The sequence below is a fragment of the Pseudomonas sp. FP603 genome (genome assembly GCF_030687415.1).
GTDB lineage: Bacteria > Pseudomonadota > Gammaproteobacteria > Pseudomonadales > Pseudomonadaceae > Aquipseudomonas > Aquipseudomonas wuhanensis.
The window spans coordinates 2,455,077-2,477,170 of the sequence record NZ_CP117431.1 but is presented as its reverse complement, the minus strand read 5'-3'; the positions used below and the strand labels follow the sequence as shown (position 1 = coordinate 2,477,170).

Sequence of the window (22,094 nt, the reverse complement as noted above, 5' to 3'; positions counted from 1 at the left end):
ATGCCGAAGATTGCGGCTTCACTGCATAACCTGTGGGAGCGGGCTTGCCCGCGATGGCGGTCTACGAGTAAACGCCCTTCGCCGCCCCGCCGATAAAGCTTTATCATGGCCGCAGTTTTGCTGATCGAGCCCATCATGAAATTCGCCATCGCGCTGTTTTCCGCCGCCCATGCGCCCTCCTCGCGCCGTGCCTTGCTGTTCGCCCAGGCCGCGCTGGCCGGCGGGCATGAGATTGTCCGGCTGTTTTTTTATCAAGACGGCGTCTACAACGCGTCCGGCAGCGTGGTCACGCCTCAGGATGAGCAAGACTTGCCCAAGCAATGGCGCAACTTTGTCACTGAGCATCAACTCGATGCCGTGGTCTGCATCGCCGCCGCCCTGCGCCGTGGGGTGTTGAACGAGGAAGAAGCCCAGCGTTATCAGCGTGAAGCGGTAGCGGTGGGCGCGCCGTGGGAATTGTCCGGCCTCGGCCAGTTGCATGACGCAGTGCAGGACGCTGACCGCCTGATCTGTTTCGGAGGCGCGTGAGATGGCTAAATCCTTGCTGATTATCAGCCGTCGGGCGCCGTGGTCCGGGCCGAATGCACGGGAAGCGCTGGACATCGCGCTGGCCGGCGGCGCCTTCGATCTGCCGATCGGTCTGCTGTTTCTCGATGACGGCGTGTTCCAGCTCGCCGCGAAACAGGACGCCAAGGCGTTGCAGCAGAAAGACCTGAGCGCCAACCTGCAAGCCTTGCCGATGTTTGGTGTCGAAGACCTGTTCGTGTGCGGTGAAAGCACCGCGGCCCGTGGTCTGGACCCAAAAGATCTGTCGCTTGAAGAAGCCCAGGTGTTGGCCGCCCAGGAAATCACCGCCCTTATTGACCGTTACGACCAGGTGATCACCCTCTGATGTCGACTTTGCATGTGTTGTCTCATTCCCCTTTCGGCGACGACCGCCTGAGCAGTTGCCTGCGCGTGATCGGCCCCAACGATGCGCTGCTACTGAGTGGCGACGCGGCCTATGCCTTGCAGCCAGGCACCGCACCGTTCAGCGCGCTGCACGCCCGCCAGCTGAAACTGTTCGTTCTGGCCGAAGACGTACAGGCCCGGGCTCTGCAAGTCCCGGACTGGGCCAGTGCCATCGATTACCCCGCCTTCGTCGAGCTGTCGATTCATTACGACAAGGTCAACAGTTGGCTATGAAATCCCTGACTGTTGGCGCCCGCGCCATTGAACTGGACAAGGACGGTTTCCTGGTCGAGCTGAGTGACTGGTCTGCCGAAGTGGCCACCGCCCTCGCTGCGGCCGAAGACATCGAGTTGAGCCCGGAACACTGGGAAATCCTCGAACTGCTGCGCCGTTTCTACGCCGAATTCCAGCTGTCCCCGGCGACCCGCCCGCTGATCAAGTACACCGCATTGAAACTCGGCCCCGACAAGGGCAACAGCCTGCACCTGAACCGACTGTTCAAAGGCACCCCTGCCAAACTCGCCGCGAAACTGGCGGGCCTGCCCAAACCGACGAATTGCTTATGACCGACTATCCAGCATTGACCCTCGAAACGCCCGCCGAGCACCCGTTCGCCCAATTCGTGCGGATTCTTGGCAAAGGCAAACGCGGCGCCCGCGATCTGACCCGGGCCGAAGCCCGCGAAGCCATGGGCCTGTTGCTCGACGACAAGGTCGAGGACACCCAGCTTGGCGCGTTCCTGATGCTGTTGCGGCACAAGGAAGAAAGCGCCGAGGAAATGGCCGGGTTCACCGAAGCCTTGCGTGAACGGCTGAATCCACCGGCGCTGTCGGTCGATCTGGACTGGCCGACATATGCAGGCAAGAAGCGTCATCTGCCGTGGTATCTGCTGGCGGCCAAGTGCCTGGCGCAGAACGGTGTGCGCATCTTCATGCATGGCGGCGGCGCGCACACGGCCGGTCGGCTGTACAGCGAACAACTGCTCGAGACGCTGAGCATTCCGCTGTGCCGCAACTGGCAGCAGGTCGGCACGGCGCTCGATCAGGGCGGTCTGGCGTTCATGCCATTGGTGGACTGGGCCCCACAACTTCAGCGGATGATCGACCTGCGCAACACCTTGGGCCTGCGCTCGCCGATCCATTCCCTGGCGCGAATTCTCAACCCGCTGGGTGCTCGTTGCGGCCTACAAAGCATTTTCCACCCCGGCTACCAGGCCGTGCATCGCGATGCCAGCGGTTTGCTGGGTGACACCGCCATCGTCATCAAGGGCGATGGCGGCGAAATCGAGATCAACCCGGATGCCGACAGTCACCTGTATGGCACCACTGGCGGCGAAAGCTGGGATGAAGAATGGCCGCAGCTGTCGACCCAGCGCCACGTCAAACCCGCTTCGCTCGATCCTGAGCATTTGAAAGCGGTGTGGCGTGGCGACGTGGTCGACAGCTACCCGCAAATGGCGTTGATCTCGACCATGGCCCTGGCGTTGCGCGGCCTCGGCCAGACCCGCGAGCAAGCGTTCGAAACCGCCCAGCAGTATTGGGATGCAAGGGACCGATCGATTTAACCGATCATAAACGCCCAACCTTTGCGCTTTTTGTTCGAACCTATGCGCATAGACTCCTCTCCAACGCTTATCGGTTGAGGAGTCAGGAAAATGGGTTTGTTAGTCGAAGGCCGCTGGCAGGATCAGTGGTATGAAAGCAGCAAGGATGGCGCGTTTCAGCGCGAACAGGCGCAGCGTCGTAACTGGCTGACGGCCGATGGCAAGCCAGGCCCGACCGGCGTCGGTGGTTTTGCCGCCGAGGCTGGTCGCTATCATCTCTATGTGTCCCTCGCCTGCCCGTGGGCCCACCGCACGCTGATCCTGCGCAAACTCAAAGGCCTCGAAAGCCTGATCGACGTGTCGGTGGTCAGCTGGTTGATGCTGGAAAACGGCTGGACCTTTGATAAAAACCTGGGCTCGACCGGCGACAAGCTTGATCACTTCAATTTCATGCACCAGCGCTACACCGCCGACACCGCCAACTACACCGGCCGCGTCACTGTGCCGGTGCTCTGGGACAAGCAGACGAATCGCATCGTCAACAATGAGTCGGCGGAGATCATCCGCATGTTCAACAGCGCTTTTGACGAGTTGACCGGCAATGACCTTGATTTCTACCCGGCGCCATTGCGGACCGAGATCGATGCGCTGAACGAGCGGATTTATCCAGCAGTGAATAACGGCGTCTATCGCGCCGGGTTTGCTACGTCGCAGCAGGCTTATGAAGAAGCGTTCGATGAGTTGTTTGGCGAGCTGGATCGGCTGGAGCAATTGCTGGGCGCGAATCGGTACCTGACGGGTGAATACCTGACGGAAGCGGATATTCGGCTGTTCACGACAATGATTCGTTTCGATGCGGTGTACTTCGGACACTTCAAGTGCAACCTGCGACGGATTGCCGATTATCCAAATCTGTCGAACTGGCTACGGGAGATTTATCAGTGGCCGGGGATTGCCGAGACGGTGAGTTTTGAGCACATCAAGAATCACTACTACGGCAGCCACAAGACCATCAATCCGACCGGGATCGTGCCTAAAGGGCCAGCGCAGGATTTCACTGCGGCTCATGATCGGGCGCGGTTGAGTGGGAAAGGGGTTTGGCGCAAGGCCGAGTTCTGATCTGAAGCAAGGGTGGTTTTGAGGGCCTCATCGCGGGCAAGCCCGCTCCCACAGGAATTTGTGTGATGCCAAAGATTGCAGCTTCACCCAATAACCTGTGGGAGCGGGCTTGCCCGCGATGGAGGCGACTCGGCACTCAGACCTGCGCCTGAGCCCCTTCAAACCACGCCAGTTTCTCGCGCAGTTGCACCACCTCCCCGACGATCACCAGCGTCGGTGCATGCACTTCATGCTCCGCCACCAGCCGTGGAAGATCAGCCAGGGTGCCGGTAAACACCCGCTGATTGACCGTGGTGCCCTGCTGGATCAACGCCGCCGGGGTATCGGCCGCGCGACCGTGTTTGATCAACTGCTCGCAGATGATCGGCAAACCCACCAGCCCCATGTAAAACACCAGGGTTTGCGCCGGCGCGACCAGGTCGGCCCACGGCAAATCGGTGGAACCGTCCTTGAGGTGCCCGGTGACAAACCGCACCGACTGCGCGTAATCGCGGTGAGTCAGCGGAATCCCGGCATACGCCGCGCAACCGCTGGCGGCGGTGATGCCCGGTACGACCTGGAACGGGATGCCATGGGCCGCCAGCTCTTCGATCTCTTCACCGCCGCGCCCGAAGATGAACGGATCGCCGCCCTTCAACCGCACCACGCGCTTGCCGGCCTTGGCCAGATCCACCAGATGCTGGTTGATCTGTTCCTGAGGCACGGCGTGATCGGCGCGGCGCTTGCCAACGTAGACCCGCTCGGCATCGCGACGGCACAAATCCAGAATCGCCGGCGCCACCAGACGGTCATACAACACCACGTCGGCTTGCTGCATCAGGCGCAAGGCGCGGAAGGTCAACAGGTCGGGATCACCCGGCCCGGCGCCTACCAGATAAACCTCGCCAGTGGCTACAGGGGCTTCGCCATTGATTTTGGCCAGCATCAAGCGCTCGGCCTCGGCGCCCTGCCCGGCCAGTTGCCGGTCGGCAATCGGGCCCTGGAATACATCCTCCCAGAACGCCCGGCGCTGCTGCACATCCGGAAACAGGCCTTTGACCTGAGTGCGGAAACGCGCCGCCAGACCGGCCAGTTGACCGTAGGTGGAAGGAATCCAGGTTTCCAGCTTGGCGCGAATCAACCGCGCCAGCACCGGCGCATCGCCGCCGCTGGACACCGCGATGATCAATGGGGAACGGTCGACGATCGCCGGGAATATCACGCTGCACAGGGCCGGCGCGTCCACCACGTTGACCGGCACGCAACGCCGATGAGCATCGGCGGAGACTTGCGCATTCAACGGTTCGTCGTCGGTGGCGGCGATGATCAGCCCGCAACCGTCCAGATCCGCCTCGACGTAGCCTCGCACCAGGCACTCGCCACCGCTGCCGATCACTAGCTCGCGCAGTTGCGGTTCGATTTCCGGTGCAACCACCCGCAGCAGCGCACCGGCTTCGGCCAGCAGGCGGGATTTGCGCAAGGCAATTTCCCCTCCGCCGACGACCAATACACGACTGCCGCGAAGGTTATGAAACAGCGGCAGATAGTCCATTTAGCCGATGACCTCAAGGCCACCCATGTACGGCTTGAGCACCTCAGGTACACGGATCGAACCGTCGGCCTGCTGGTAGTTCTCGAGCACCGCCACCAGGGTACGACCGACCGCCAGGCCGGAACCGTTCAGGGTGTGAACCAGCTCAGGCTTGCCGGTTTCCGGGTTGCGGAAACGCGCTTGCATGCGGCGGGCCTGGAAATCGCCACAGTTGGAGCACGACGAAATTTCGCGGTATTTGTCCTGGCTCGGAATCCACACTTCCAGGTCGTAAGTCTTGACCGCGCTGAAGCCCATGTCGCCGGTGCACAGGGCAATCGTGCGATAAGGCAATTCCAGCAGCTGCAGAACCTTCTCGGCGTTGGCAGTCAGACCTTCCAGCGCTTCCATCGAGGTCGATGGTTCAACGATCTGGACCATCTCGACCTTGTCGAACTGGTGCTGGCGGATCATGCCGCGAGTGTCGCGACCCGATGCACCGGCCTCGCTGCGGAAGCATGGCGTGTGTGCCACGAACTTGATCGGCAGCAGTTTCGAATCGACGATCTCGCCAGCGACGATGTTGGTCAGCGACACTTCAGCGGTCGGGATCAGATACAGATCGGCTTCGCCTTCGCGGCTGATCTTGAACAGGTCTTCTTCGAACTTCGGCAGCTGACCGGTGCCCTGCAACGCAGGTGCCTGCACCAGGTACGGGGTGTAAGCCTCTTCGTAACCGTGTTCGTTGATGTGCAGGTTGATCATGAACTGTGCCAGCGCACGGTGCAGGCGGGCGATCGGGCCGCGCAGCAGGGCGAAACGGGCACCGGACAACTTGGCGGCGGTTTCGAAGTCCAGCCAGCCGAACTTCTCGCCCAGCGCCACGTGGTCCTGAACCGGGAAATCGAAAGCTTTAGGCGTGCCCCAGCGGCGCACTTCAACGTTGCCTTCTTCGTCATCGCCGACCGGCACCGATTCGTGCGGCAGGTTCGGGATGCCCAGCAGGATAGAATCCAGCTCGGTCTGGATCGCGTCCAGCTCGACTTTACCGGCGCTCAACTCACCCGCCATGCGCTCGACGTCCGCCATCAACGGCGCGATGTCTTCGCCGCGCTGCTTGGCCTGACCGATGGACTTGGAGCGCGCGTTACGTTCAGCCTGCAGAGCTTCGGTGCGGGTCTGGACGGTCTTGCGCTGTTCTTCCAGCGCTTCGATGCGCGCAACATCCAGGGCAAAGCCACGGGATGCCAGGCGGTCCGCTACGTCCTGAAGGTTGCTACGTAACAGTTTGGAATCGAGCATGTCGGTTTCTCGTTATCAAAGTTTGGTCAAGGACAGGCCAGCCCAGGTGGCGAGCAGCCCGCCGAATACGCTGATCGCCGCATAGCCCAGGGCCAGCGGCACTTGCCCGGTTTCCAGCAGGCGCACCGTATCCAGTGAAAAGGATGAAAAAGTCGTCAGCCCCCCGAGGAAGCCGACCATCAACCCGGCGCGCACCGCAAACGGTACCTCCGGGCGAATCAAAAACAGACCGTATAGAACGCCGATCAGCAAACAGCCCACGATATTAACGGCCAGCGTCGCGGTATAGAAGTGCCGTGGCCAATTCGCGTTGATCCAGTTTCCGGTGGCGAAGCGCAATAGCGTACCGGCGACACCGCCGACAGAAACGGCAACGATCAATGGAATCACTATTTTCTCCGCTGCCGTGGGCTTAGACGATCAAGCTGCGCGAGGTGGTTAAGCTTTTCGCCGATCTTCAGCTCCAGGCCGCGGGGCACGGGTTGATAAAACCGTTGCGGTTCGAGCTCGTCCGGGAAGTAGTCTTCGCCTGCGGCGTAGGCATCCGGCTCATCGTGGGCATAACGGTATTCGTCGCCATAGCCCAATTGCTTCATCAACTTGGTCGGCGCGTTGCGCAGGTGCAGCGGCACTTCGAGCGAACCGTGCTCGGTGGCGCTGCGCATCGCGGCTTTGAAGCCTATGTACACCGCATTGCTTTTCGGCGCGCAGGCCAGATACGTAATGGCCTGGGCCACCGCCAATTCGCCTTCGGGGCTGCCGAGGCGCTCCTGCACTTCCCACGCCGCCAGGCACAGGCTCAGGGCGCGGGGGTCGGCATTACCGATGTCTTCGCTGGCCATGCGCACCACGCGTCGGGCCAGGTACAGCGGGTCGCAACCGCCGTCGATCATCCGCGCGAACCAATACAGCGCGCCATCGGGATTGGAGCCGCGCACCGATTTATGCAGCGCGGATATCTGGTCGTAGAAGGCTTCGCCGCCCTTGTCGAAACGTCGACGGGTATCGCCGAGCAGACTTTGCAGCAGATCGACGCCGATTTCGCTGTTGTCTTCGGCCAGGTCCGAGGCGTTTTCCAGCAGATTGAGCAGTCGCCGGCCATCGCCATCGGCGGCGGACAACAGCATCTGGAAACCTTCATCGCTGAGGGTCAGTTGCCGTTTGCCCAACCCACGCTCTTCGGTCAGCGCGCGATGCACCAGCTTGCGCAGGGCCGCTTCGTCGAGGCTTTTGAGCACATAGACGCGCGCCCGGGACAGGAGCGCGTTATTGAGTTCGAACGAGGGGTTTTCGGTGGTTGCGCCGATGAAAATCAGTGTGCCGTCTTCAACATAGGGCAGGAACGCATCCTGCTGGGACTTGTTGAAGCGGTGCACTTCGTCGACGAACAGGATGGTGCGTTTGCCGTACTGCCCGGCCTGCTGCTTGGCGACTTCCACCGCCTGACGAATCTCTTTGACCCCGGCCAGCACCGCCGAAACCGTTTCGAAATGCGCATCGGAGACTTCCGCGAGCAAGCGCGCCAATGTGGTTTTACCCACCCCCGGCGGCCCCCAGAAAATCATCGAGTGCAGGGCACCCTGCTCCAGGGCTTCGCGCAAAGGCTTGCCGCGAGCGAGCACGTGTTCCTGACCGACGTACTCGTCCAGATTGGCCGCACGCAGGCGTGCGGCCAAGGGTTGAGCAATCGGGGCGCTGCGAAACAGGTCCATCACTACTTATGAAACCTCACTGGGTCCTGATGCCGATCAGTTAAAGCGCTAAACACCACAATCCCTGTGGGAGCGGGCTTGCCCGCGATGGCGGCATTACATCCAACATCAGAGTCGCCTGACACAATGCCATCGCGGGCAAGCCCGCTCCCACAGGTTCTATGTTCTGCTCTTTATTCCTGGATCACATCGGCACCCTTGGGAATGTCGAACTTGAACTTGGACGCCGGAATCGGTTCGTTGGCCTTCACACCGGTGAACAGGATATTGGTGCGCTGACCGACACTGTCAATCATCTGCATATCATTGACCAGACCATTGCGGAACGACAGGCGCAGGCTGTCGAACAGAGAGTCCTTGGTTTTCGGCTTCAGGGTGAAGTCGATCACGCCACCGGCTTCCTTGGCGCTGATGTCGAAGCTCTGGCTGATCTTGGACACGTCACCGGACAGCAGCAGTGCCGGGGTCTGGGTAAGACGCTGGTCGAGGGTCTTGATGGTGGCCTGTTCCAGATCCGGGTCCCACAGGGTTACTTTCTTACCGTCCGATACCATGGTTTGCTCGGCCGGCGCATTGGTGTGCCAGTAGAACAGGCCCGGGCGCTGCAAGGACATTTCACCCGCGGTTTCCTGCAACTGGGTGCCGCTGCCATCGAGGGTCAGCTGGGAGAAACGCGCGGTCAGGGTCTGGGATTTTTCCAGCAGTTGAGTCAGACGCGCCACGTCCTTGTCATCGGCGTGGACCGAAAGCGTGGTCAAAGCCAGTACCGGCAGCAACAGCATGCGGATAAGACGCATGGGAGTCCTCATAAACATTCGTGGGAGTGCGGGCGGCGTCTCAGACACCGCCCTTTTCAAAACCGGATCAGTCGCGGACCGGGCCAGGGGCCAGGACTTCACGCGAACCGTTGGTGTTCATGGACGTCACGACCCCGGCCATTTCCATGGCTTCGATCATGCGCGCCGCGCGGTTGTAGCCGATTTTCAGCTTGCGCTGAACCGCGGAGATGGACGCGCGACGGCTTTCCAGGACGAACTGCACTGCTTCGTCGTAAAGCGCATCGGTTTCGGCATCATCGTCACCGCCACCGCCGCCGTTTTCAAAGCCGCTACCGGCCTCTTCGACACCGGCGAGGATGTCATCGTTGTATTCAGGTGCGCCGCGCAGTTTCCAGGCTTCAACCACCCGGTGAACCTCATCGTCGGACACGAACGCGCCGTGAACACGAATCGGCAAACTGGTGCCCGGCGGCATGTACAACATATCACCGTGGCCTAGCAGTTGTTCGGCGCCGCCCTGGTCGATGATGGTCCGCGAATCGATCTTGCTCGATACCTGGAACGCCATACGGGTCGGAATGTTCGCCTTGATCAGACCGGTGATCACGTCCACCGACGGCCGCTGGGTCGCGAGGATCAAGTGGATACCGGCCGCACGAGCCTTCTGGGCGATACGGGCGATCAGCTCTTCAACCTTCTTGCCGACAATCATCATCATGTCGGCGAATTCGTCCACGACCACGACGATGGTCGGCAATTTTTGCAGCAGTGGTGCCTCGTCGTGGATGCTTTCACGCTTGTACAGCGGATCGCTCAACGGCTCGCCGGCGTCCTGGGCTTCCTTGACCTTGGCGTTGAAGCCCGACAGGTTACGCACGCCCATCTTCGCCATCAGCTTGTAGCGCCGTTCCATCTCGGCGACGCTCCAGCGCAAGGCGTTGGCGGCGTCCTTCATGTCGGTGACCACCGGGCACAGCAGGTGCGGAATGCCTTCGTAGATCGACAGTTCAAGCATTTTCGGGTCGATCATGATCAGCTTGGCGTCTTCCGGGCCAGACTTGAACAGAATGGACAGGATCATCGCGTTCACACCCACCGACTTACCGGAACCGGTCGTACCGGCCACCAGCAAATGCGGCATTTTCGCAAGGTCGGTGATGACCGGTTTGCCGCCGATATCATGACCCAGGGCCAGGGTGACCGGGGACTTGAAGTTATCGTACTCGGGGGTCGACAAGACCTCGGAGAACCGCACGATCTGCCGGTCTTCGTTAGGGATCTCGATACCGACGGTGGTCTTGCCCGGAATCACTTCCACGACACGCACACTGGTCACGGCCAGGGAACGGGCCAGGTCTTTCGCCAGGTTGGAGATACGGCTGACTTTGACCCCGGCTGCTGGCTGGATTTCGTAACGGGTAATGACCGGCCCTGGATGAATCGAATCCACCGAGACTTCGACGCCGAATTCCTTGAGCTTGATTTCCAGCAAGTGGCCGACGGCCGCCAGGGATTCAGGCGAATAATTGAGTTGTTTCTTTTCCGCGGGGTCGAGAATCGAGATCGGCGGCAAGGTGCCTTCCACGGCGCTGTCGACGAACAACGGCGCCTGTTTCTCTTTTTCCACGCGTTTGCTCGGGGCGGCCGGTTTGGGTGGCGCGGGGGCAATCACCGGCGGCACCTGTTTCTCGCGCTCGGACATGTGCTTGCTCAGGGCCTGCTCGCGCTCGATCAGGCGCTCCTTGACCTTGGCCTGCTCGCGTTTGTCGGTGACGGTCGGCGCGACCACGTCATGCACGCGATCGTCCACCTCACGCAGTTGGGCGACCAGTTGCTTGCGTTCGACACGGGCCGCCCACCAGCGATTGGCCGCGCCCTGAAACAGTTCGAAAAGATCGAGGGTGATCTTGCCGGTGACGTCCATCACCTTGAACCACGACAGGTCGGTGAACACTGTCAGGCCGAACAGGAACAGCGCGATGAACAACAGCGTGCTGCCCTGGATGTTCAGCGCGTTCCTGGCCAGATCGCCAAGGCTTTCGCCCAAAGCGCCACCCGCGCCGGCCGGCAGACCGGTCGCCGCATGGAAATGGATGTGGGCCAGCGCCGCACCCGACAGCACCAGAAACACCAGGCCGATCAGGCGCCAGGAGAACAGCCAGCCGCTCCACTGCCACGGTTCGTGGCGCTGGCGAAATATCTGATACGCCTTGATCGCCAGCAGCAACGGGAAAATGTAGGCGAAGTAACCCAGGACCATGAACAGGATGTCGGCGCTGTAAGAGCCGGCAGGCCCGCCGAAGTTCTGTACATCGTCGATCTTGCTGTTATGGCTCCAGCCCGGATCGTCTTTGCCGTAGGTCAACAAAGCCATCATCAGGAACAGGCACAAGGCGCCGATGGCGATCAATGCACCTTCCTTGAGCCGGTAGTGCAATTGCTGGCGCCAGAGCGGGACGACTGTTTTAGGTGCTGCGGTGGATTTCTTCAAAACGCTTCTTTTCCTGCGCCCATGGCGCGTCCATCTGTTGAATGACTATAAAAACTGCCCAATCCAGGCAGGTAAAAAAGTTAACAGGCGCAACTGGGACTACTTTTAACACTGCGCCCCGGTTTTTCGAAATACGGCACGCACCGCTTTTTTGATACAACACTGTTACAAGCAGGCATTGTACGGGTTTGTTCGCCCGATGCCATGCTTGAGACCCTTGGGTGCAGCATAGCCAACAGCACAGTACGCGCAGTCCAATTTGAGCATGCATTCTCTTTTGTGACAAAGGCTTATGAGGTGTTTTTATGACTGAAGCGAAGCATTCCCGCCTGATCATTCTGGGTTCCGGCCCTGCCGGTTACAGCGCAGCCGTTTATGCCGCTCGCGCCAACCTCAAACCCGTTGTCATCACCGGCATACAGGCAGGTGGCCAGCTGACCACCACCGTCGAAGTCGACAACTGGCCTGGCGACGTCGAAGGCCTGACCGGCCCGGTGCTGATGGAACGCATGCAAAAACACGCCGAACGCTTCGACACAGAGATCGTTTACGACCACATCCATACGGCCAAGTTGCAACAGCGCCCGTTCGAGCTGATTGGCGACAGCGGCACCTACACCTGCGATGCGCTGATTATCGCCACCGGTGCTTCGGCGCAATACCTGGGGCTGCCATCGGAAGAAGCCTTTGCCGGCAAAGGGGTTTCGGCCTGCGCCACCTGCGATGGCTTCTTCTACCGTAACCAGGTGGTCGCGGTGGTCGGTGGAGGTAACACGGCCGTTGAAGAAGCGCTGTACCTGTCGAACATCGCCAAGGAAGTCCACCTGATTCACCGTCGCGACAAACTGCGCTCGGAGAAGATCCTCCAGGACAAGCTCTTCGAAAAAGCCGCCAACGGCAATATCCGCCTGCACTGGAACCAGAATCTTGACGAAGTGCTGGGCGACGCCAGCGGCGTGACCGGCGCCCGCCTGCGGCACAGCCATACGGGCGAAACCAATGAATTGTCGCTGGCCGGTGTATTCATCGCCATCGGCCACAAGCCCAACACCGACCTGTTCCAGGGCCAGCTGAAAATGCGTGACGGCTACCTGCTGATCAAAGGCGGCAGCGAAGGTGACGCCACTGCCACCGACATCGAAGGTGTGTTCGCCGCCGGTGACGTGGCCGATCATATTTACCGCCAGGCGGTGACCTCCGCCGGGGCCGGCTGCATGGCCGCGCTGGACGCCGAGAAGTATCTCGATGACATCCCCACCGTTTGACGGTTAACCTCCTTCAAGGCGGGCTCAACGGCCCGCCACCGCCCTCCCCTTCTGCAAGCCCGGATGCCATGCTGACTTGGTTACAACGCAATACCCTGACCTTCCCGCCGCTGGAAAAAGCCATGCGCGACCCCAACGGGCTGCTGGCCGCGGGCGGCGATCTGTCTGCCGATCGTCTGATTCAAGCCTATCGTCACGGCTGCTTTCCGTGGTTTTCGGAGGGCCAGCCGATTCTCTGGTGGTCGCCGGATCCGCGCACGGTTTTGTTTCCCGACGAACTGCATGTCTCCCGCAGCTTGAACAAACTGCTGCGCCAGCAGCGCTATCAAGTGACCTTCGATCGGGATTTTGCCGCGGTCATCCGCGCCTGCGCCGCACCGCGCGAGTACGCTGACGGCACCTGGATCACCCAAGCGATGCAGGATGCCTATGTCGAACTGCACAGGCGTGGTTACGCCCATTCGGTGGAAGTCTGGGACGATGGCGTGCTGGTCGGCGGGCTCTACGGCCTGGCTATGGGGCAGCTGTTTTTCGGCGAATCGATGTTCAGCCGCGCCGACAACGCCTCCAAATATGGCTTCGCCACACTGGTGCGGCATCTGAAGGACTCAGGTTTTGTGCTGATTGATTGCCAGATGCCTACCGATCATCTGCACAGTCTGGGTGCCCGAGCGATTCCTCGCCGCGAATTTGCTGGCTATCTTGCGCGGCACCTGGATCAACCGGGGCGCTCCAACTGGGTTTGCTGAGCGACTTTTGCGCGCGTGGCTTACACTTAATGCGGGGAAACGAATTGAGAGCGCCCCCTAATCAAAAGTTTATCCCGAGGGTTGATCATGACCGAGTTGGCGCGTTTGAAGTTCTATGCCACTCAGCCCCACTCTTGCAGTTATCTGCCCGAGGAGCAGGCCACCACGCTGTTCCTCGACCCTAGCCAGCCCATGGATGTGCATGTCTATGCAGACCTGTCGGAAATGGGCTTTCGTCGTAGTGGCGATCATCTCTACCGGCCCCATTGCCAGCATTGCAATGCGTGCGTGCCGGCGCGCATTCCTGTGGCGCAATTTACCCCCAACCGTCAGCAGAAACGCATTGTCAAACGCAATGCAGACTTGCAGGTGCGTCCGGCCAGACCCAAGTTCAGCGAAGAGTACTTCGACCTCTATCAGCGCTACATCGAACAACGTCACGCCGATGGCGATATGTATCCGCCGAGCCGCGACCAGTTTTCGACCTTCCTGGTGCGCGACCTGCCGTTCTCCCGCTTCTATGAATTTCGTCTCGAAGGCCGACTGCTGGCAGTGGCCGTGACCGACTTGCTGCCCAATGGTTTATCGGCGGTCTACACCTTCTACGAGCCCGGCGAGGAGCGTCGCAGCCTGGGGCGTTACGCGATTCTCTGGCAGATCGCCGAAGCCGGGCGCCTGGGACTGGAAGCGGTCTATCTAGGCTACTGGATCAAAAACTGCAAAAAAATGAGCTACAAGACCCAATATCGCCCTATCGAACTGCTGATTAATCAGCGTTGGGTCATCCTGAGCTAGAACCCCTTGGCTTAAACCCCATTTTTCGGGCACAATGCACGCCGCTTTTGCCTGGCGCAGTTGCACCGGGCCATTCATTGGACACCGAGGGCTTTACTGCATGTCGAAAGAAGACAGCTTCGAAATGGAAGGCACTGTCGTCGACACCCTGCCCAACACCATGTTTCGTGTGGAGTTGGAAAATGGGCACGTCGTAACCGCGCATATTTCCGGCAAGATGCGCAAGAACTACATCCGTATTCTTACCGGCGACAAAGTGCGCGTCGAGCTGACGCCCTATGACTTGAGCAAAGGGCGCATCACCTACCGCGCTCGCTAATCAAGTCAATACAAAACGCCCGGCTATGCCGGGCGTTTTTGTTTGTGTGGGAATTAGCTGCCACATTTCGAGCCATTGCACAGATCCTGTGGGAGCGGACTTGCCCGCGATAGCGGTGGGTCTGCTTACTTGGATGCTGAATGTGCCGCCGCCTTCGCGGGCAAGCCCGCTCCCACAGGGTTTTGTGTTTATCGCTTGAAATCGACCAGACAGCAAAAAGGCGCCAATCGGCGCCTTTTTGCTTTGTTGCGGTTTAACGTCAGGCCATTTCAGCCGTGGTCTCGAACTCGAAGGTCAGCTCGCCGTCCTTGATGTCGATGTGTACCACACCGCCATGTTCGGCCAGTTCACCAAAGAGAATCTCCTCCGCCAGCGGACGCTTGATCTTGTCCTGGATCAAACGCGCCATTGGACGAGCGCCCATTGCTGAGTCGTAACCACCGGCCGCCAGCCAGCTGCGAGCAGCGTCGGTGACTTCCAGCAGCACACGCTTGTCTTCCAGCTGCGCCTGAAGTTCGGTAAGGAACTTGTCCACCACGCTTTTGATGACCTCATGGCTGAGGCGACCAAACTGGATAATGGTGTCCAGACGGTTACGGAATTCCGGCGTGAAGCTCTTCTTGATCACTTCCATCGCATCGGACGAATGGTCCTGATAGGTGAAACCGATCGAAGCACGCGCTGCGGTCTCGGCACCGGCGTTGGTCGTCATGATGACGATCACGTTACGGAAGTCCGCCTTGCGCCCGTTGTTATCGGTCAGCGTACCGTGGTCCATGACCTGCAACAGCAGGTTGAAGACTTCCGGATGCGCCTTCTCGATTTCATCGAGCAACAGCACGCAGTGAGGCTGCTTGGTGATGGCTTCGGTCAGCAGACCGCCCTGATCGAACCCGACATAGCCTGGAGGCGCACCGATCAGACGCGATACGGTGTGGCGCTCCATGTACTCGGACATGTCGAAGCGAACCAGCTCGACCCCCAACGCCTTGGCCAGTTGCCGCGCGGCTTCGGTTTTACCAACACCGGTCGGCCCTGCGAACAGGAACGAACCGACGGGCTTGTCAGGCGACTTGAGGCCGGCACGGGACAGTTTGATCGCGGTCGACAGCGAGTCGATCGCGGCATCCTGACCAAATACCGTGAGCTTCAGGTCACGCTCAAGGTTACGCAGCAGCTCTTTGTCGGAACTGGTGACGTGCTTTGGCGGAATTCGCGCGATTTTCGCGACAATGTCCTCGACCTGAGCCACTTCGATGCGCTTCACGCGCTTCTCGATCGGCTGCAGACGCTGATACGCACCCGCCTCGTCGATGACGTCGATGGCCTTGTCCGGCATGTGCCGGTCATTGATGTAACGCGAGGCCAGTTCAGCAGCAGCGCGCAGGGCTTCATCGCTGTATTCGATGTTGTGGTGCGCTTCGAAACGCCCCTTCAGGCCACGCAGGATGCCAATGGTGTCTTCCACCGAAGGTTCCGACACATCGACCTTCTGGAAGCGCCGAGCCAGAGCACGGTCCTTCTCGAAGATCCCACGGAATTCCTGGAACGTGGTCGAACCGATGCAGCGAATATCGCCCGAAGACAGCAACGGCTTGAGCAGGTTCGAAGCATCCATGACGCCACCGGACGCAGCGCCCGCACCGATGATGGTGTGGATCTCGTCGATGAACAGGATCGCCTGCGGACGTTTTTTCAGCTCATTGAGCAGCGCCTTGAAACGCTTCTCGAAATCGCCGCGGTATTTGGTTCCGGCCAGCAAGGCCCCCAGATCGAGGGAATACACCACGCTGTTGGCCAGCAGGTCCGGCACCTGGTTATCAACAATGCGTTTGGCCAGGCCTTCGGCAATCGCGGTTTTACCCACGCCCGCCTCGCCCACCAGCAGCGGATTGTTTTTGCGACGACGCGCCAGGATCTGCGCGACGCGCTCGACCTCCAGCTCACGGCCTACCAACGGATCGATACGACCCTGGCGCGCGAGTTCGTTGAGGTTGCTGGCATAAGCATCCAGAGGATTGCCTGAAGAAGAAGACTCACCGCCCTCGTCGTCCTGCATATCTTGTTCACCTTCAGAGTGATCGCCATGCCCCGGCACTTTGGAAATGCCATGGGCGATGTAGTTGACGACATCGATGCGCGCAACGCTCTGCTGTTTCAGCAGAAACACTGCCTGACTCTCTTGCTCACTGAAGATCGCGACCAGCACGTTGGCGCCAGTCACTTCGCGTTTGCCCGAGCTCTGTACGTGAAAGACAGCACGTTGCAGTACACGCTGGAAGCCCAGGGTTGGCTGGGTTTCACGATCCTCGTCATGCAAGGGGATCAATGGCGTGGTGGAGTCGATGAACTCCTGCAGGTCATGCTTGAGTTTGTCGAGGTTTGCGCCGCAGGCACGCAAAACGGTAGCGGCAGCCTCATTATCCAATAGGGCCAGCAGCAGGTGTTCGACGGTCATGAATTCATGACGCTTCGAACGAGCCTCCTTGAAGGCAAGATTGAGGGTGACTTCGAGCTCGCGGTTTAACATAGCTTCACCTCATACCCAAGTGGTCGGCGATTAACCGTCCTTCTCGATTTCACAGAGTAGCGGATGCTGGCTTTCCCTGGCGTACTGGTTGACCTGCATGGCCTTGGTCTCGGCGATGTCGCGGGTAAACACTCCACATACTGCCCGTCCTTCTGTATGAACGGCCAGCATGACCTTGGTCGCCAGCTCGCGATTCAGGTTAAAAAACACCTCGAGCACTTCGACGACGAAATCCATCGGTGTGTAGTCATCGTTGAACAAAACCACCTTGTACATAGGCGGCGCCTGTAAAGCAGGCTTAGCCTCCTGAACAGCAATGCCTGCGGAATCGTCGTCGTGTAAATCAGGGCGATCCTGATTGAATGTTAGTCGAATCTGGCTGATTGCATGCATGGAAAGAAAGGTTCGTCAGTTGTGCAAATACAGTGGTGGGGGCGCTTATGAACGTTTTCAACTCCGACTGCCCGGTCACCTTGACTATCGGAAAATCGGTGTTACAACCAATAGAGCCCACAGTGGGTAAAAAAGGTCCGCGGAGTCAATCTTATTTGCAAGATTAGACTGCGGATTAACTGGATGATACTCCAGTGATGGAGTCTGTTGCAGAGGGATATGGGTATGTCAGTTGGCAAGGTGAAATGGTTCAACAATGCCAAGGGGTTCGGTTTCATTAACACCGACGCCAGAGAAGGTCGTGACGAGGATGGAAAAGAAATCGATTTCTTTGCCCACTATTCGGCCATTGAGATGGATGGATACAAAACCCTCAAAGCTGGACAGATCGTTAGCTTCGAGATCGTTCAGGGCCCCAAAGGCTTGCATGCAGTAAAGATCGCGTCTGCCACATCCCCGAACGAACAGACCACACCTGCCCTCCAGCAAGAAAAAGTGCCTAGCTGATGCAATCTGTCATCCAGTCATAAAAAAACCGCCCGAAGGCGGTTTTTTTGTTACATAAATCCGCTTACATGTGCGAAATCAGCGCATCACCAAACCCTGAAGACGAAACCAGTTTGGCGCCCTCCATCAGACGTTCGAAGTCATAGGTCACGGTTTTCGCGGAGATCGCGCCGTTGGTGCCTTTGATGATCAGGTCGGCCGCTTCGGTCCAGCCCATGTGACGCAGCATCATCTCGGCGGACAGGATCAACGAACCCGGATTGACCTGGTCCTTGCCGGCGTATTTCGGCGCAGTACCGTGGGTCGCTTCGAACATGGCCACGGTGTCGGACAGGTTGGCACCCGGCGCGATACCGATACCGCCCACTTCGGCCGCCAGGGCGTCGGAGAGGTAGTCGCCGTTCAGGTTCAGGGTCGCGATCACATCGTACTCGGCCGGGCGCAGCAGGATCTGCTGGAGCATGGCGTCGGCGATGGCGTCCTTGACGATGACGTTCTTGCCGGTTTTCGGGTTCTTGAACTGCATCCACGGGCCGCCGTCGAGCAGGGTCGCGCCGAATTCTTCAGCGGCCACTTCGTAGGCCCATTCCTTGAAGGCACCTTCGGTGAACTTCATGATGTTGCCTTTGTGCACGATGGTCAGCGAGTCGCGATCGTTGTCGACCACATACTGCAGGGCCTTGCGCGCCAGACGCTTGGTGCCTTCCAGGGAGACCGGCTTGACGCCGATACCGCAGTTTTCGTCGAAACGGATCTTGGTGACGCCCATTTCTTCTTTAAGGAACTTGATGACCTTGGTCGCTTCCGGCGAACCGGCCTTCCATTCGATACCGGCATAAATGTCTTCCGAGTTTTCGCGGAAGATCGTCATGTCGACGTCGCCTGGCTTCTTGACCGGGCTAGGTACGCCTTCGAACCAGCGCACCGGACGCAGGCACACATACAGGTCGAGTTGCTGGCGCAGGGCCACGTTCAGCGAACGGATGCCGCCGCCGACCGGCGTGGTCAGAGGGCCCTTGATGGAAACCACGTAATCCTTGACCGCGTCCAGGGTTTCCTGAGGTAGCCAGGTGTCCTGATCGTAAACCTGAGTCGCTTTCTCCCCGGCGTAGACTTCCATCCAGGAAATTTTGCGTTCGCCGCCGTAAGCCTTCTTAACAGCAGCATCGACAACCTTGATCATGACCGGGCTGATATCAACGCCAATACCATCACCTTCAATGAAGGGGATGATCGGGTTGTTAGGAACATTGAGAGAATGGTCCGCGTTGACGGTGATTTTGTCGCCGACGGCTGGAACCTGAATCTTCTTGTATCCCATGCTGAACTCCATTGTTTGGATTGAACATCTGGCTGCGTTCGAGCGTACCCCAGTTAAATCGGCGCGCAAACCCTATGTTCCGCCCATCTGCCGCAAAGCTGCACAGTTCGCGACGTACAAGCCTGAAAACAAAGGGAAAAGCGCCAAACTCAAGCACGGCGAACGACTCTACGCGCCGCACTCCCCTGCGACCTTTAGACCAATGGACGAAAATCGTTGCCTATGAACCATCGGCAGATTGCCAGCTACCTATGTATAATGCCGCCGCTGACCACAGAGTCACGACGGCCGACCGCTCTATCACAAGACGTTGGGCCCGAATAAGCCGGATTGCTACCGCAGTCCACCCGCTTGACGCTCGACTGATGCACCCAACATCACCGCGAAGAAACCTCGACATTCGGCTCATGGATGACTTTGAACGAACGCGCTTACCCGGCGCCCCTCGAGTTTCTGCGCACGCTTTAGCAAAGAAGAGAGAGTTAATCCGAATATGCCCACCCGCTCGAAGATCATCTATACTTTCACCGACGAAGCCCCAGCCCTCGCCACCTATTCACTGTTGCCTATCGTAGAGGCTTTCACCGCCTCGGCTGATATCGCCGTTGAAACCCGCGATATCTCTCTTGCAGGGCGCATTCTGGCCAGCTTCCCCGAGCAATTGGGTGACAAAGCCGTAGCCGACCACCTCGCCGAACTGGGCGACCTGGCCGTCACGCCTGAAGCCAACATCATCAAGCTGCCAAACATCAGTGCTTCGGTTCCGCAACTGCAGGCCGCGATCAAAGAGCTGCAAGCCCAGGGCTTCGCACTGCCGGACTACCCGGAAACCGTGACCAGTGATGCCGACAAGCTCGCCAAGTCGCGTTACGACAAGATCAAGGGCAGCGCCGTAAACCCGGTTCTGCGCGAAGGCAACTCTGATCGTCGCGCCCCACTGTCGGTCAAGAACTACGCGCGCAAGCACCCGCACAAAATGGGCGCCTGGGCCAAAGACTCCAAGTCCCACGTCGCTCACATGAGCACCGGCGATTTCTACGGCAGCGAAAAAGCCGCCCTGATCGACGCCGCTGACGCCGTCAAAATCGAACTGATCGCTCAAGACGGCACCACCACCGTCCTGAAAGAAAAAACCACCGTGCAAGCCGGTGAGATCCTCGATTGCGCCGTCATGAGCAAAAACGCGCTGCGCAGCTTCATCGCGGCCGAGATCGAAGACGCCAAGCAAAAAGGCGTGCTGCTGTCGGTTCACCTGAAAGCCACCATGATGAAGGTCTCCGACCCGATCATGTTCGGCCAGATCGTTGCCGAGTTCTATAAAGACGCCCTGGCCAAGCACGCTGACGTGCTGGCTCAGATCGGTTTCAACCTGAACAACGGCATCGGCGACTTGTACGCTCGCATCAAGGCTTTGCCTGCCGAGCAACAAGCGCAGATCGAAGCGGACATCCAGGCGGTCTACGCCGTTCGTCCGTCGTTGGCCATGGTCAACTCCGACAAAGGCATCACCAACCTACACGTGCCGAGCGACGTCATCGTCGACGCCTCGATGCCAGCGATGATCCGTGACTCCGGCAAGATGTGGGGCACCGACGGCCAGCTGCACGACACCAAGGCCGTGATCCCGGATCGCTGCTACGCCACCATCTACCAGGCGGTGATCGAAGACTGCAAGGCAAACGGCGCCTTCGATCCAACCACCATGGGCAGCGTGCCAAACGTTGGCCTGATGGCGAAGAAAGCCGAAGAGTACGGCTCGCACGACAAGACTTTCCAGATCAAGGCAAACGGCGTGGTTCGGGTTTCCGACAGCGCTGGCCGCACCCTGTTGGAACAGTCGGTTGAAGCCGGCGACATCTTCCGCATGTGCCAGACCAAAGACGCGCCGATCCAGGATTGGGTCAAACTGGCCGTCAACCGTGCCCGTGCAAGCGCAACTCCGGCCATTTTCTGGCTGGACCCAATGCGCGCCCACGACGGCGTAGTGATCGAGAAAGTTCAGGCGTACCTGAAGGATCACGACACTTCTGGCTTGGACATCCGCATCATGTCGCCTGTCGACGCGATGAAGTTCACCCTGGACCGTACTCGCGAAGGCAAGGACACCATTTCGGTGACCGGCAACGTATTGCGCGACTACCTGACCGACCTGTTCCCGATCATGGAACTGGGCACCAGCGCCAAGATGCTGTCGATCGTTCCGCTGATGAACGGCGGTGGCCTGTTCGAAACCGGCGCCGGCGGTTCGGCACCGAAGCACGTTCAGCAGCTGCTGGAAGAAAATTTCCTGCGCTGGGATTCCCTGGGCGAGTTCCTGGCCCTGGCCGCTTCCCTCGAACATCTGGGTGTTACCTACAACAACCCTAAAGCGCTGGTGCTGGCCAAGACCCTGGATCAGGCCACTGGCCAGTTCCTGGATAACAACAAGTCGCCATCGCGTAAAGTCGGCAACATCGACAACCGCGGCAGCCACTTCTACCTGGCGCTGTACTGGGCTCAAGCCCTGGCCGCCCAGACCGAAGACGCTGCACTGCAAGCGCAGTTTGGCGAACTGGCCAAAACCCTGACCGAGAACGAAGCGACCATCGTTGCCGAGCTCAACGCCGTTCAGGGCAAGCCAGTGGACATCGGCGGTTACTACCACGCCAATGCCGAGCTGATCAGCAAGGCCATGCGCCCGAGCAACACCTTCAACGCCGCGATCGCTGCGCTGGTTTAAGGTTGTAAGGATGCAAAGAAGCCCCGGCCCAGTGCCGGGGTTTCTGCTTCTGACTTTTACACATATCAATCTGCCGAAACAAAAACCTG

General features: G+C 59.3%; 21 protein-coding genes. 12 read left to right on the top strand and 9 right to left on the bottom strand.

Annotated features, from left to right (window positions below):
- The first annotated feature begins 135 nt into the window (after window positions 1–135).
- The 6 genes from tusD (at window position 136) to PSH65_RS11405 (ending at window position 3,613) form a co-directional block, all read left to right on the top strand.
- Entirely contained in the window at window positions 136–528 is a 393-nt protein-coding gene (gene tusD / locus PSH65_RS11430) for a sulfurtransferase complex subunit TusD (RefSeq protein WP_305426283.1), read from the top strand.
- Between the two features lies 1 nt (window position 529).
- Window positions 530–892 (top strand): sulfurtransferase complex subunit TusC, encoded by a 363-nt coding sequence (gene tusC, locus PSH65_RS11425; protein WP_305426282.1) that lies wholly within the window; start codon window positions 530–532, stop codon window positions 890–892.
- On the top strand, window positions 892–1,185 hold the full coding sequence (gene tusB / locus PSH65_RS11420; protein WP_305426281.1) for a sulfurtransferase complex subunit TusB: 294 nt from the start codon (window positions 892–894) through the stop codon (window positions 1,183–1,185). The genes tusC and tusB overlap by 1 nt, the downstream gene beginning before the upstream one ends.
- A complete protein-coding gene (locus PSH65_RS11415) occupies window positions 1,182–1,517 on the top strand; it encodes a TusE/DsrC/DsvC family sulfur relay protein (protein ID WP_305426280.1) in 336 nt (111 codons plus the stop codon). The genes tusB and PSH65_RS11415 overlap by 4 nt, the downstream gene beginning before the upstream one ends.
- A complete protein-coding gene (locus PSH65_RS11410; protein WP_305426279.1) occupies window positions 1,514–2,515 on the top strand; it encodes a glycosyl transferase family protein in 1,002 nt (333 codons plus the stop codon). The genes PSH65_RS11415 and PSH65_RS11410 overlap by 4 nt, the downstream gene beginning before the upstream one ends.
- Window positions 2,516–2,605: 90 nt before the next feature.
- Complete coding sequence (locus PSH65_RS11405; RefSeq protein WP_305426278.1) at window positions 2,606–3,613, top strand: glutathione S-transferase family protein; 1,008 nt, start codon at window positions 2,606–2,608, stop codon at window positions 3,611–3,613.
- 136 nt (window positions 3,614–3,749) lie between these two features.
- Here the strand turns inward: PSH65_RS11405 and cysG are convergent, their stop codons facing one another.
- From cysG to PSH65_RS11375, 6 genes are all read right to left on the bottom strand, one after another.
- On the bottom strand, window positions 3,750–5,144 hold the full coding sequence (gene cysG / locus PSH65_RS11400; protein WP_305426277.1) for a siroheme synthase CysG: 1,395 nt from the start codon (window positions 5,142–5,144) through the stop codon (window positions 3,750–3,752).
- Window positions 5,145–6,425, bottom strand: coding sequence for a serine--tRNA ligase (gene serS, locus PSH65_RS11395; protein ID WP_305426276.1), 1,281 nt, complete (start codon window positions 6,423–6,425; stop codon window positions 5,145–5,147). It lies immediately after the preceding gene.
- A gap of 15 nt (window positions 6,426–6,440) precedes the next feature.
- A complete protein-coding gene (gene crcB / locus PSH65_RS11390; protein ID WP_030130939.1) occupies window positions 6,441–6,815 on the bottom strand; it encodes a fluoride efflux transporter CrcB in 375 nt (124 codons plus the stop codon).
- On the bottom strand, window positions 6,815–8,137 hold the full coding sequence (locus PSH65_RS11385; RefSeq protein ID WP_305426275.1) for a replication-associated recombination protein A: 1,323 nt from the start codon (window positions 8,135–8,137) through the stop codon (window positions 6,815–6,817). The genes crcB and PSH65_RS11385 overlap by 1 nt, the downstream gene beginning before the upstream one ends.
- Window positions 8,138–8,310: 173 nt before the next feature.
- A complete protein-coding gene (gene lolA / locus PSH65_RS11380) occupies window positions 8,311–8,934 on the bottom strand; it encodes an outer membrane lipoprotein chaperone LolA (protein ID WP_305426274.1) in 624 nt (207 codons plus the stop codon).
- A 67-nt stretch (window positions 8,935–9,001) separates the two neighbouring features.
- The gene (locus PSH65_RS11375; RefSeq protein WP_253544878.1) at window positions 9,002–11,407 is read right to left on the bottom strand and encodes a DNA translocase FtsK; all 2,406 of its coding nucleotides are present in this window, start codon (window positions 11,405–11,407) and stop codon (window positions 9,002–9,004) included.
- Window positions 11,408–11,712: 305 nt separating this feature from the next.
- Here PSH65_RS11375 and trxB point away from each other — a divergent pair, with 305 nt between their 5' ends.
- From trxB to infA, 4 genes are all read left to right on the top strand, one after another.
- Complete coding sequence (trxB, locus tag PSH65_RS11370; protein WP_305426273.1) at window positions 11,713–12,672, top strand: thioredoxin-disulfide reductase; 960 nt, start codon at window positions 11,713–11,715, stop codon at window positions 12,670–12,672.
- A gap of 68 nt (window positions 12,673–12,740) precedes the next feature.
- Window positions 12,741–13,421 (top strand): leucyl/phenylalanyl-tRNA--protein transferase, encoded by a 681-nt coding sequence (aat, locus tag PSH65_RS11365; protein WP_305426272.1) that lies wholly within the window; start codon window positions 12,741–12,743, stop codon window positions 13,419–13,421.
- Window positions 13,422–13,508: 87 nt separating this feature from the next.
- On the top strand, window positions 13,509–14,216 hold the full coding sequence (locus PSH65_RS11360; RefSeq protein ID WP_305426271.1) for an arginyltransferase: 708 nt from the start codon (window positions 13,509–13,511) through the stop codon (window positions 14,214–14,216).
- Between the two features lie 100 nt (window positions 14,217–14,316).
- Complete coding sequence (gene infA / locus PSH65_RS11355; RefSeq protein ID WP_002553999.1) at window positions 14,317–14,535, top strand: translation initiation factor IF-1; 219 nt, start codon at window positions 14,317–14,319, stop codon at window positions 14,533–14,535.
- Window positions 14,536–14,794: 259 nt separating this feature from the next.
- On the opposite strand, the gene clpA is transcribed toward infA, so the two are convergent.
- Window positions 14,795–17,065 carry an ATP-dependent Clp protease ATP-binding subunit ClpA gene (gene clpA / locus PSH65_RS11350; protein WP_052967012.1) on the bottom strand — a complete coding sequence of 757 codons (2,271 nt, stop codon included), beginning with the start codon at window positions 17,063–17,065 and terminating at the stop codon, window positions 14,795–14,797.
- Between the two features lie 30 nt (window positions 17,066–17,095).
- Window positions 17,096–17,458 (bottom strand): ATP-dependent Clp protease adapter ClpS, encoded by a 363-nt coding sequence (gene clpS, locus PSH65_RS11345; RefSeq protein ID WP_015094394.1) that lies wholly within the window; start codon window positions 17,456–17,458, stop codon window positions 17,096–17,098.
- 225 nt (window positions 17,459–17,683) lie between these two features.
- Between clpS and PSH65_RS11340 the strand changes: the two genes are divergently transcribed.
- Entirely contained in the window at window positions 17,684–17,965 is a 282-nt protein-coding gene (locus PSH65_RS11340) for a cold shock domain-containing protein (RefSeq protein ID WP_305426270.1), read from the top strand.
- Between the two features lie 64 nt (window positions 17,966–18,029).
- On the opposite strand, the gene icd is transcribed toward PSH65_RS11340, so the two are convergent.
- On the bottom strand, window positions 18,030–19,286 hold the full coding sequence (gene icd / locus PSH65_RS11335) for an NADP-dependent isocitrate dehydrogenase (RefSeq protein WP_038982523.1): 1,257 nt from the start codon (window positions 19,284–19,286) through the stop codon (window positions 18,030–18,032).
- Window positions 19,287–19,779: 493 nt separating this feature from the next.
- Between icd and PSH65_RS11330 the strand changes: the two genes are divergently transcribed.
- Window positions 19,780–22,005, top strand: coding sequence for an NADP-dependent isocitrate dehydrogenase (locus PSH65_RS11330; protein WP_305426269.1), 2,226 nt, complete (start codon window positions 19,780–19,782; stop codon window positions 22,003–22,005).
- Window positions 22,006–22,094 lie beyond the last annotated feature (89 nt).